The sequence below is a fragment of the Nonomuraea rhizosphaerae genome (assembly GCF_019396405.1).
In the GTDB taxonomy this organism is placed as follows: Bacteria; Actinomycetota; Actinomycetes; order Streptosporangiales; family Streptosporangiaceae; genus Nonomuraea; species Nonomuraea rhizosphaerae.
This window is the reverse complement of the sequence record NZ_JAHKRL010000463.1, coordinates 1-11156: the sequence shown is the minus strand read 5'-3', so window position 1 is coordinate 11156 and position 11156 is coordinate 1. Positions and strand designations below refer to the sequence as shown.

Annotated in this window: 11 protein-coding genes and 1 pseudogene; 3 read left to right on the top strand and 9 right to left on the bottom strand. The window is 69.4% G+C overall.

The genetic code is table 11. The annotated features are described in order from the left end of the window. Positions 1–98 precede the first annotated feature (98 nt). The 4 genes from KME77_RS30015 to KME77_RS23645 form a co-directional block, all read right to left on the bottom strand. Positions 99–221 carry a hypothetical protein gene (locus KME77_RS30015; protein ID WP_281424237.1) on the bottom strand — a complete coding sequence of 41 codons (123 nt, stop codon included), beginning with the start codon at positions 219–221 and terminating at the stop codon, positions 99–101. Continuing rightward, positions 218–568, bottom strand: coding sequence for an ArsR/SmtB family transcription factor (locus KME77_RS23655; RefSeq protein ID WP_308250854.1), 351 nt, complete (start codon positions 566–568; stop codon positions 218–220). The genes KME77_RS30015 and KME77_RS23655 overlap by 4 nt, the downstream gene beginning before the upstream one ends. A 105-nt stretch (positions 569–673) precedes the next feature. Then, the gene (locus tag KME77_RS23650; RefSeq protein WP_219471129.1) at positions 674–1900 is read right to left on the bottom strand and encodes a GNAT family N-acetyltransferase; all 1227 of its coding nucleotides are present in this window, start codon (positions 1898–1900) and stop codon (positions 674–676) included. A gap of 13 nt (positions 1901–1913) precedes the next feature. Next, positions 1914–2366: an ArsR/SmtB family transcription factor gene (locus KME77_RS23645; RefSeq protein WP_308250853.1), complete on the bottom strand. Its 453-nt coding sequence runs from the start codon at positions 2364–2366 to the stop codon at positions 1914–1916. 476 nt (positions 2367–2842) lie between these two features. Between KME77_RS23645 and KME77_RS23640 the strand changes: the two genes are divergently transcribed. Continuing rightward, on the top strand, positions 2843–4057 hold the full coding sequence (locus tag KME77_RS23640) for an MFS transporter (RefSeq protein ID WP_219471128.1): 1215 nt from the start codon (positions 2843–2845) through the stop codon (positions 4055–4057). A gap of 431 nt (positions 4058–4488) precedes the next feature. On the opposite strand, the gene KME77_RS23635 is transcribed toward KME77_RS23640, so the two are convergent. Further along, positions 4489–5007, bottom strand: coding sequence for an RICIN domain-containing protein (locus tag KME77_RS23635; protein WP_219471127.1), 519 nt, complete (start codon positions 5005–5007; stop codon positions 4489–4491). 591 nt (positions 5008–5598) lie between these two features. On the opposite strand from KME77_RS23635, the gene KME77_RS23630 reads away from it, so the two are divergent. Then, on the top strand, positions 5599–8814 hold the full coding sequence (locus KME77_RS23630) for a tetratricopeptide repeat protein (protein WP_219471126.1): 3216 nt from the start codon (positions 5599–5601) through the stop codon (positions 8812–8814). A gap of 343 nt (positions 8815–9157) precedes the next feature. On the opposite strand, the gene KME77_RS23625 is transcribed toward KME77_RS23630, so the two are convergent. The 4 genes and pseudogenes from KME77_RS23625 to KME77_RS23610 all read right to left on the bottom strand — a co-directional run bounded on the left by KME77_RS23625 (position 9158) and on the right by KME77_RS23610 (position 10765). Further along, positions 9158–9388 carry a hypothetical protein gene (locus tag KME77_RS23625; RefSeq protein ID WP_219471125.1) on the bottom strand — a complete coding sequence of 77 codons (231 nt, stop codon included), beginning with the start codon at positions 9386–9388 and terminating at the stop codon, positions 9158–9160. 184 nt (positions 9389–9572) lie between these two features. Further along, a pseudogene (locus KME77_RS23620) lies at positions 9573–9875 on the bottom strand (CoA transferase); the annotation flags it as partial. Continuing rightward, positions 9860–10234 (bottom strand): CoA transferase, encoded by a 375-nt coding sequence (locus KME77_RS30550; RefSeq protein WP_219471123.1) that lies wholly within the window; start codon positions 10232–10234, stop codon positions 9860–9862. The gene KME77_RS30550 and the pseudogene KME77_RS23620, both read right to left, overlap by 16 nt. 120 nt (positions 10235–10354) lie before the next feature. Further along, complete coding sequence (locus KME77_RS23610; protein WP_219471122.1) at positions 10355–10765, bottom strand: YbaB/EbfC family nucleoid-associated protein; 411 nt, start codon at positions 10763–10765, stop codon at positions 10355–10357. Between the two features lie 125 nt (positions 10766–10890). Here KME77_RS23610 and KME77_RS23605 point away from each other — a divergent pair. Next, positions 10891–11156: hypothetical protein (locus KME77_RS23605; protein WP_219471121.1), on the top strand; the 266-nt coding region annotated here is incomplete at its 3' end.

Here is an 11156-nt window from a genome sequence, read left to right as displayed (position 1 = left end):
GCAGCGGCGGCGCCCCACCACTCCCCGCTCGCCGGGAGAGGCGTCGCCCAGCAGCAGCCGATCCACGATGGCCGGTCGGCCCGGGTCGCCGAGGGCGGTCACTTCGATCGAGGGACGACCGGCTCCGGAGTGCCCGCTTGGAGGCGGCCGAACAGGCCACGCACCAGCAGCAGCCCGATGCCGAGAAACTCCGCCAGCAGCCTGCGCCGCAGTGGGATCACCCGGCCACCTCGGCGGGCAGGCGAAGCAGGGCCGACAGCCCGGCCAATCGGTCCGGCACGATGCGGCGGTAGTACACCCAGGAGGCGCGCCGCTCGGAGGTGAGCAGCCCGGCCTGCTTGAGCACCTTGAGATGGTGGCTGATCGTCGGCTGGCCGACCTCGAAGCCGGCGGTCAGGTCGCACACGCACGCCTCTCCGCCCTCGTGACTGGCCACCAGGGAGACGATGCGCAGCCGTACCGGGTCGCCGAGCGCCTTGAAGGCGCGAGCCATCTCGCTCGTCTGCTGCTCACCGAGCGGTTCGCGGGCCAGCGGCGAGCAACACTCCAGCAGGTTCGGTCCGTCCACGACCCGTCCTTGTCGTCATCCATCGATGTCGATAGATGTCGATAGATGTCGATACTGACAGGTGGCGATGTCGAGAAGATGAACGCCGAATGGCCGGAAGCGCGCTCAGTCGACGGGGCCGCGCCGCTCGACCATGACCACATCGCGCCAGACGCCGTGATGGCGACCGATGCGCTCGCGGGTGCCGACCACCCGGAAACCGAGCGTCTGGTGCAGTGACATGCTGGCGGTGTTCTCCGGGAAGATGCCCGACTGGATCGTCCAGACTCCGGCGTCCCGGCAGGCGGTGAGGAAGGCCGTCAGCAGCGCACGGCCGACGCCCTGCCCCTGGCGGCCGGGGTGGATGTAGATGCTGTGCTCGGCCACGCCCGCATAGACCGGCCGGCTCGACACCGCGGATGCGGCGACCCAGCCGATCACCTCGCCGCTCTCGGTGTCGGTGGCCACGTAGCGCAGGTGCGGCAATCGGCTGGCGGTGAAGTCCTCCCAGCTGGGCGCGGTGGTCTCGAAGCTGGCCTGGCCGGTGTCCAACCCCGCCTGGTAGACGGCCAGTACCTGCGCGCTGTCTTCCTCCCGCATGGGCCGGATCTGCAGGCCGTCGCCGATCGCGGGTTTGGTGGCCTGGACGATGGCCGAGTGGACGCCGCCGCCGTGATCGGCGGTCAGCGTGATCCTCGTCGCGACGAATCCGGCCTTGAGCAGCAGGGCGTGATAGTCCGTCACTGACAGCGTCCCGGCCGCGCAGCCGATCCGCTCCTCGACCTCCCGCCGCCGGCGCGGGTCGTGCTCGCCGTCGGTGACGACGTCGCTGATCCCGAACTGGGCGCCCGCCTTGAGCACCCGGAACGCCTCAGCAAGCACGGCGGGTTTGTCGTCGGACAGGTTGATCACACAGTTGGAGATGATCACGTCCACCGACCGGTCCGGCAGCGGGATGCCTTCGATGGTGCCGTGCAGGAACTCGACGTTGGCGACCCCGGCCTGCTCGGCGTTGCGGCGGGCGAGCTTGAGCATGTCGGCGCTGGCGTCCAGTCCGTAAACCCTGCCTTGCGTGCCGACGCGGCGGGCCGACAGCAGCACGTCGATGCCCCCGCCCGAGCCCAGATCCAGCACTGTGTTTCCGGGGCGAAGCTCGGCCACGGCGACCGGGTTGCCGCAGCCCAGGCTGGCCCGCACCGCCCCGTCGGGCAGCGTGGCCACGTCGTCGTCATACCCGGCCGCGCCGAAACAGCCCTGATCGAAGGCGTCGGAGGCGCAGTCGACGACCGTCTCACCGCCGGCGGCGGCTTTGGCCAGACTGGAGTAGCGGGCGACGATCTCCTCGTGTGCCATGACGATTTCTCCTTCAGTCGCAGGAGGGAGCGGCTGGGACGGGGTTGCCCATCACCACGTCGGCGGCGGTGGGAAAGCAGCTCACACAGGTTTCGTTGATCCGGTAGAAGCTGGACGTGCCCTGTTTGTCCACCAGGACGAACCGCACCTCGGCCAGGATCTTCAAGTGGTGCGACACCGTGGACTGGCCCACCCCGGAGGCTGCCACGATCTCGCCCACCGTCATCGGCTCACGGCGCCGGGCCAGCAGCGACACGATCTGAATGCGAGTGGCGTCGGCCAGCGCCTTGAACCAGCTCGCATACTCCTCGGCCTCGGGCCGCTCCAACATGTTCTCATCCATCGAAAATCGACGATAGACGATGAAGCTGGCTTGGGGAAGGACGGCCGCAACGTGGGGCGCACGGGTCAGCCGGCGCGCGGGATTGGGCGCAGGCGCTGGAATCGCCGGCCTGCCGAAGATCACACCCGCCCCCGTCATGTCCCCGTGAGGGCGCTTTCTCCGTATTCCTCCGTGGCTGCCTCCTCGGTGGCCAGGGCGACGGATGCGGATCGCCGCCTGCCGGTGGACGGGTCCGTCCAGCGCACGCGGGCGCGGCAGGGGTTCTTGCCGGCGCGTACTTCGACACCCGGGGCCAGATTGATGCCTACGGGCAGGGGTTGGGGGCGCAGGTCGGCGGGTGCTTCCGCGGCCCGCGAGAGACAGAAGCCAGCGGTGCCACCGGCGTGTGGCAGACACACGACGCGCGCTCGGGGCCTCGCCACGCGAGTACGACACCGCAGCCACAGGTCGGTCACGCGACTCCATTCCGATGACGCGGCTCCAAGATAGTGAAAACCGTTTTTGTCGTCGATATGGTGATAAGCGCTGAAAGCTCCGGTTTTGGAAAGTGATGCGATAGCTTGATCACGGTCGCCAGGCATCGAGAAGGGACCCGCCACATGCGTAAGGCCATGGCTCCGCTGCTGGTCACCGTGGTGGTGCTGTACTCGGCTCAGCAGTTGCTGACCCCCGTGCTGGCGCCCTTGGCGCGCCAGCTGCGCCTGACCGAGACCCAGCTCGGGCTCGTCATCACCATCGCCGCCGCGGCCCTGACCGTCGCCAGCCCACTGTGGGGCAGCGCCCTGCGGGTCATCGGGTTACGCGCGGTCCTGCTCGCCGGGCTCGCACTCGCCACGCTCGGTCTGGCAGGGTTCGCCGCCGTCGCCACCTTCGGGCTGGACGGAGCGATGTCTCCAACGGCCGTCTTCACGCTGATGCTCCTCACCCGCAGCCTGATCTTCGGGGTGGGGCTCGCGGCCTTGCCCGTGGCCGCGCTCGCCGTGGCGGCCACCAGTACCGCCGGCGACGCCGAACGTACGCGCGCCACCGGCCTGGTCGGAGCCGCGCAAGGAGTCTCCCTGGTCCTCGGCCCGGCAGGAGGCGGCGCGCTCGCCGTCGTCTCGCTGCTGCTGCCGCTCTACCTGGCTCCGGTGCTGGCCGCCCTGCTGATGGTGTGGGTGCTGGTAGCCGTACGAGGGGTGCGCGCGGAACCGGCCGACCGCCCACACGGCGGCGGCAGGGTGCGGCCCTGGGACGCGCGGTTGTGGCCGTGGTTCGCCACCGGCTTCTTCCTCTACCTGTCGCTCGGCCTGGTTCAGGTGATCATCGGCTTTCTCATCGCGGACCGTCTGCGCCTGGACCCGCAGGACACGGCCGGCGCGGTCGGCATCGCCCTGTTCACCGCCGGGCTGGTGATCGTCGGTGTCCAGGGTGCGCTGGTGCCCGCCCTGCGCTGGAGCGCGTTGCGATTGCTGCGCACCGGCACCCCCATCGCAGGCGCCGCCTTCGTACTCCTCGCCTTCGCCCAGAACCTCTTCCTGATCGCCGTGGCCTTCGCCGTACTCGCGCTTGGGCTCGGATTGGCCTTCCCCGGCTTCACCGCCGCGCCCACCCTGCTCGTCGGCCCTGAACAACAGGGCACGATCTCCGGACTGGTCAACGCCACGATCGGAGCCACGTTCATCGTCGGCCCACTCCTGAGCACCGCCCTGTACGAGATCAGGCCCGAGATCCCGATCCTCGCCGCGCTGGCCGCATCCCTCGCCGCGCTCGCGCTGGTGTGGCTGTCCCCGGCCGCCCGCCACATCCAGGCTCCCGTACCTGAGCGCCTGTAGTCAGGACGCGGCCAGCAGCTTGCGGCAGATACGGATGACTTCGTCCAGCATCCGGCGACGGTCCTGCGGCACGTGGAGGATGTGATCCGCCGTTCCGTGCATCGCGAGGTACGGGCGAGCAGGTGCTCAAACCGGTTGGCGTTCAGATGGCCGATGTGGTCCGACAGTTGCCAGGAATTCTTGCGCGGCACCTCATCCCACGACATAACGAGATGGTCGGTGAGCGAACAGACCACTCACCGACCATGTGTCAACTACAGCCCGCATTCTCCATGAACACCAAGATTTATGTATGTGATGCCGGGATCGTGGCGCTCGAATTGTTCGGCACCCCTGCTCGGGTAGGCAAGCACTTGCATTATTAGGGCGAACGATCCGGGTTCAAAGATACCCTTCACATAGCCATTGACATTTCGGGCGGATGGCACTGGCTAGTCGACTATCTTGATGTGCCAGCCCTGCTCCAGTGATTTCTTGCACGGCCACTGGATGGCGCTCTTGCCCTTGCGTGCTTCGCCGCCCCCGATTGCCAGGCACATCGCAGTGGCGCCGTTCATCAGGTGCTGCGGCATGCCGGAGATTTGGGAATCGGTGGAGCCACGCCATGTCAGCTTTTGCTTCCAACGCTGTTCCCATCGGCCATTGCACGGCCACTGGATGGCAGCCTTGCCCTTGCGCTCCTGGCCGCCACCGATCGCCAGACACATCCCCGTGGCGACGTTCTGCAGATATCCTTCGGGCGTCTCTACCCAGCGCTGCGCAGCGCTGTGAATGCAAGGCCACTGAATCGCAGACTTGCCCTTACGAGCTTCACCGCGACCGATCGCCAGGCACATCCCTGTGGCGGCGTTCCTGAGCTCGACGACGGTTGCGCTGGAAGCCTCGCCAGGGCTCACCAGCAGGCCGCCGGCCAGTGTCGTCCCGGCCAGGACTGTCAGGGCTGCACGCATATGTCCCTTCTCTCTTGTGCGAATTAGCTGCTCGGGCGCCGTAATGAGGTCTCTTGGAGAGGCGCATCCTTGCGGCCGGCAGCGGGGGTCGGAGGCGGAAACACTGAGCCAGGTTATGAACCCAACGCCGTTCTCCGCGTCTGCCGTAGAGCGGAAACGGGGGCAAACTTTTGCCCGTCCTGTCGAGCGGGGCTGCTACTTCTGCGGTAGGCCATCCGCGGTATGGCTTCTCGCGCGATCTTGTGCGATTGGGGTCACGGGGCGACAGTCAATGAGTTCTTCCAGGCCGCCAGAGACCGGGTCGGCGTGGACCACTTTCAGGTGCGAGGCTGGACGCTCTGACATCAGCCGATCACCTTGGTGTCATGCTCGCGCTGGCCGTGTTGGTCGCCACCGCACACACTCCCACTGGCTGGCGGGGCAGATAACGGCTTTGCGACACGGGCTCACCGCGGGGCGGCGGGGCGTCACGCTGGGGGAGTGATGAGCACTTCGTCGCCGCCCGAGCCCGAGCCCGAGCCTGAGTCCGAGCCCAAGCCTGAGCCGGTGCGGCGCCGGCCTCGACATCGGTCGCGCCCCCGGGTGGTTGCGGTGGTGGCGCTGCTGTCGCTGGCGTTGCTGGGCACCGGGGTGTGGGCGTTTGCCGCCGATGCCGGAAACGGGCCGAGCGTGCTGCTGGATGTGCTGGACAAGCGGGCCAGCGTGGTCAGCATGGTCATCGGCGTGCTCGGCCTGCTGATCGCGGCCATGGCGCTGTGGGCGCAACTGAGCACGTCCAGCCCAGGGTCAGGCATCGGCGCGGACGGCGGGCAGGTGCCCGCGAGGCCGGGCTCGGCGCCGATCAGCGACATGCCGGGCGGGACGGCAGCCGGCCAGGTCACCGGTCCGGCGCGATTGAGCGGGCCGGTCAGCGCTGAGGGCGAGCATGCGATCGCGATCGGGCAGGCCGGGCCTGGCCTGGTGATGGGGAGCCCGGGCGCGATCGCGGTCAGCGGCCCTGTCTCGGGTGGCGTGAGCGGCCCTACCCAGGCCAGGGCGCCTCGGTCGGTGTCGGTCGGCGGGGACCTGGCGGGTGTGGTCTTCACCGGAGACCTGCTGTCGTCTCGGCGATCGCTTCCCGACGTCAGCCGGGTGAGCGCCCCGCGCGGTGTGCTGGGCCTGCCACGTCCGGCGGTGGCCACGTTCGTCGGGCGCGAGGACGTGCTGGCTCAGCTGCATCAGGCACTGATGAGCGGCACCGGCACGCAGGTGATCAGCCAGGCCGTTGTCGGGCTGGGCGGGGTGGGCAAGAGCGAGCTGGCCCTGCAGTACGCGCGACGCTACGGCGACAGCTACCAGCTGGTCGGCTGGATCCAGGCCGACAGCGCGGCGCAGATCCAGGCCGGGCTGGCCCAGCTGACCCGCGCCCTGGTAGCGGGGATCGATTCGGCCGCCGCCGAGCAGGCCACCAGTCAGGAGGCCGCCGCATGGGCACTGGCCTGGCTCGGCACCCACACCGGCTGGCTGATGATTTTCGACAACGTGGAGGACGTCGCCGACATCGAGCCGCACCTGGGCCGGCTCGGCCCAGGTCAAGTGCTGATCACCAGCCGGCGTGACATCGGCTGGGAGCATCTGGACATCACCCCGCTGCGGCTGCGCCTGATGGATCGCCCCGCCTCCACCGCGTTGCTGACCAGCCTGCTCCAGCCTCCGGCCGCGCAGCAAGAAGCCCTGCTGGACGAACTGGCCGCACAGCTGGGCGACCTGCCCCTGGCGCTGCGCCAGGCCGGCGCCTACATCACCCGCACTCCCCGCATGACAGTGCGCCGCTACCTGCACCTGCTCACCGAGGCGCCGACTCGCATGCACGCCGCTGTCCCCGCCGGCGGGGACAGCGAACGCGTGGTGGCCACGGTGTGGGCACTGACCCACCAACGCATCAGCCAGGTCAACCCGCTGGCCGGCCACCTGCTCAACCTGCTGGCCTGCTACGCCCCCGACAACCTGCCCTGCGCTGTCCTGGACGGCCTGCCCGCCATCGCCTCCGGCGCCGGGGCCGATGAGGTGGCCATCGGCGAGGCCCTGGCGCTGCTGCGCTCCTACAGCCTCATCACCATCACCATCACCAACGGCGGAGACGGCGGAGACGGCGAGACTGGCGAGCCGGACGAGCTGATCAGCGTGCACCGGCTGGTGCAGGCCACCACCCTGGCGCAGCTCACCGGCGAGCAGCGGGACGCCCTGCGTGACCGGGCCGCCGCACTGCTCCACCTGGCCCTGCCCAGCGATCCGGAACGGCTGCCGACCTGGCACGTCTACCGCCTGCTGCTGCCCCATGCCCGCGCCGTGCTGCCGTTCGACTCCCCGGCCCTGGCGCAGGTGCAGGACTACCTGGAGGCGAGCGGCGATTACATCACCGCCCTGGACGTTCAACGGCACATCCACGCCCACACCCTGAACACGCTCGGCGCCGATCATCTCGACACCCTGACGGCCCGGCACAACCTCGCCCATTACACCGGACTGACCGGAAGTTCCGCCGCCGCCCGTGACCAGTTCGCTGCCCTGTTGCCCGTACGCGAGCGCGTCCAGAGCGCCGAGCACCCGCACGTCCTGACCGCCCGGCACAACCTCGCCCACTACACCGGACTGACCGGAAACGCAGCCGCCGCCCGCGACCAGCTTGCCACCCTGGTGCCGATCCAGGAGCGCGTGCTGGGCGCCGAACATCCCGACAGCCTGACCGTGCGCGCCGACCTGGCTCGCTGGATGGGGGAAGCAGGCGATCCGGCCGGTGCCCGCGACCGGTTCGCCGCGCTCCTGCCCGTGCGTGAGCGGGTGCTGGGCGCCGAGCATCCCGATACGCTGTCCACCCGGCACAACCTTGCCCGGTGGACAGGACAGGCAGGCGATCCAGCCGCCGCCTGCGACCAGCTCGCCGCGCTCCTGCCCGTACGCGAGCGCGTCCTGGGCGCCGAGCATCCCGCCACCCTGGCCACCTTGCACCACCTTGCCCACTGGCGAGGCGAGACAGGCGAGACCGCCGCCGCCCGCGACCAGCTCGCTGCCCTGCTGCCCGTGCGCGAACGTGTTCTGGGCGCCGAGCATCCCGCCAACCTGGCCACCCGAGCCAACCTGGCCTTCTGGATCGGAGATGCGGGAGATGCCACCGCCGCCCGCGACCAGTACACGGCCCTGCTGCCCGTACGCGAACGCGTCCTGGGCGCCGAGCACCCCAACACCCTGGACACACGCGCCAACGTGGCTTCCTGGACCGGCGAGGCCGGAGATCCTGCCGCTGCCCGCAACCAGCTTGCCGCCCTGCTGCCCGCAGAGGAGCGCGTCCGAGGAGCTGAGCACCCCGACACCTTGATCACCCGCCACGAACTCGCCCTATGGACAGGCAAGGCCGGCGATGCCGCCGCAGCCCGTGACCAGCTCGCTGCCCTTCTCCCCATCCACGAGCGCGTCCTGGGCCTTGAGCATGCCGATACCCTGACCACCCGGCACAACCTCGCCCGGTGGACCGGTGAGGCGGGAGATGCCGCCGCGGCCCGCGACCAGTTCGCCGCCCTGCTGCCCGCAGACGAACGGGTCCGAGGAGCTGAGCACCCCGACACCTTGATCACCTGGCACGAACTCGCCCTGTGGACGGGCCAAGCAGGCGATCCGGCCGCCGCCCGCGATCAGCTCACCATCCTGCTACCGATATTCGCGAACGTGCTTGGCGACGAGCATCCCGACACGGTCCGCGCCCGGGCCAACCTCGCTCACTACACCGAGCAAGCACAAGCGCCGAGAAAGCAAAACGAAGCAGCCACATGATCGAAGGCCCGTCAACGCGGGACTATCTACATAGCGGCTCTGGCCTGAGGGGTATCACTCCAGAGGCTCTGGGCTCTGCCAAGATTCCTGTGGTGACAGAACGTGCTGTTCCATCCACCGCCCGCCAGGGCTCGACACGGTTCGCCGAGCGCACCCGCGCCAAACACGCCCGAATCCACGAACTGAAAGCCGTCAGGCACAGCCTGCGAGCCATCGCCCGCCCGCTCCGGATGGGCGACCGCACCGTGATCCGTTACGCGCACACCGCCTCACCCGAGGAACTGTTGTGGGGCCGATGGACCAACAAGCCCAGCGCCGTCGACGACTTCAAGCCCTACCTTCATCAGCGCTGGCAAGAAGTGGTGCCGACCGGGCGGGCGCCGGTGAGGGCGGGCAGGGTGGCAGGATCGGGCGGTACGGCGGGCACGGCGGGCACGGTTTCGGAGCAGGCGGACGCGGCCAGGGCGGGGTCACGCACGGCGGCCGCGTCCTTGGAGGTCAGGGTATATCCGTTGGGGGCACCGGGCTCCAGCGAACGGGCCGGCCACAGCCTCCGGGACCGCCACCTCGCCATCACAGCTACGGGAGCTGCGGGAATCGGATGATTCGTCCCGCACCAGGCGGCGGTGGCAGGATGAGGATCTGTGTCGAAGCCGCTGCTGCTGAGCTCGCTGCTGACCTTCCTGCACGAGCTGAAGCCGGACGAACTGGCGGCGCTGCTGAGCGCCCGGCCGGATGTGCTGGCCGGCCCGCCGCCCTCACACCTGCGCCATGTCGCCGTACGGCTGTGCCGGGCGGCCGCGGTCGAGCAGGTGCTGCAGCGCTGCGACCTGGCCGCCGTCCAGGTGGCCGAAGCGCTGCAGGCGGCCACCGGCCGCACCACCGACCGCCCCCACCACAGCCACGGCGAACCCCGTGTTGGGCCGTACAGGGCGCCTGGTGGAAGTCCGGGAGGCGGCCGGCACCGCGTACGCACCCATCGGCCCGGTCACCGCGTCCCCATGGGAGAACCTGGTGTGCACCGGCGGCCCGTCCGGGAACCCCGTCAGGTGCACCACACCGCTCCTGGCCTCCCCCTTGCCGAACCGGCGCGTCCCGCTGCGACGAGGTCGCCCCGAACCCGGAGATCTGCAGCAGCACCGCCTCGGGGTTGATCCGGTGCACCGCCTCCCGGCCGTCCTCGGCGTGCAGGTCCAGGGTGGCCGATCGCTTGTTCCGCCCCGCCACCTTGAACCACGGCGGCACCCCGCTCCGGGTCGGCTCCATCGCGCGTGGCGTCCCCCTGACCGGGCGGCTCGACGTGTACGGCGTCCGCGCCCTGGCCGGCCAGCACGGAGCTGGCCGGCGGGCCGGCGGCCAGGTGGGCGAACTCCACCACCTTCAAGCCACGCAACTGGCCTTGCTGCCGTTGTGTCGCCACGCGTGCTCCCCTTCCGCGCTTCTCGCCGGTGGTGTCATCCTGCACGGCGGAAGAAATGCGGGCTAATTAAGCACGAGAGGTCGATAAATTCACGCAGGTTGTGCAGGAGTGTGGTGATCGTCAGGCTTTTCCGGTGGTGGCGCGGCTGAGGCGGTTCAGGTCCTGCGCGACCTGGGCGACGCGGTCGTCGACGAACGTCGCGTCCAGCGGATCCATGTCCTTGAGCGCCTCGGAGACGAGCTGCTGAACCTGCTTCCTGGCGTGGGCCTGGGCGCGCTTGACCGCAGTGGTCACGCCCTGCGCGATGCCCTTGCTGTCCAGTCTCATGGCACGCGGGTCGAGGGTGATCTCGACGAGGCCGCCCTCGGCGTCGGTGACCGCATGGATCAGTGAGTCCTTGCTGGTCCCTTCGCCCGTCAGCTGCGCGATCCTGCCCTGCGCCTCGTTGACGCGGCGCACCGCCTCCTCGGCCTGGGCCACGGCACGGTCGGCGTTCTCGACATCCCGCCACGCGGACGACTCGGACAGCATTTCACTCCTTCACCGTTTCATCGGCACCGGCCAAGGCTAACCAAAAAGGTCAGGCCGCCATCAATGCATTTCCAGGAATATGTAAGCGTCCGCCCATTCATTTCTGGCTGGCTATGGTTCGACGCGTGTATGCAGATACCTCCGCCATGCTCACCGACGCCGAAGCGACCCGGCAGCACGCCGAGGGCTACGCCGGCGCGCTGGAACCGGTCCACGCCCTGCTGCGGCAGCCGTCGTGGGGGGATGACGACCTCACGGGCTCGTTCCTGGAGGAGTACGAGCAGGCCGTCGCCACGGCGATCGAGGCGTACGGGCTGATGGCGGGCACGTGGGACGAGGTCGGTCTCGGCATCGGCGACATGGCGGCCACGACCGCCGCGGCCGACGAGGC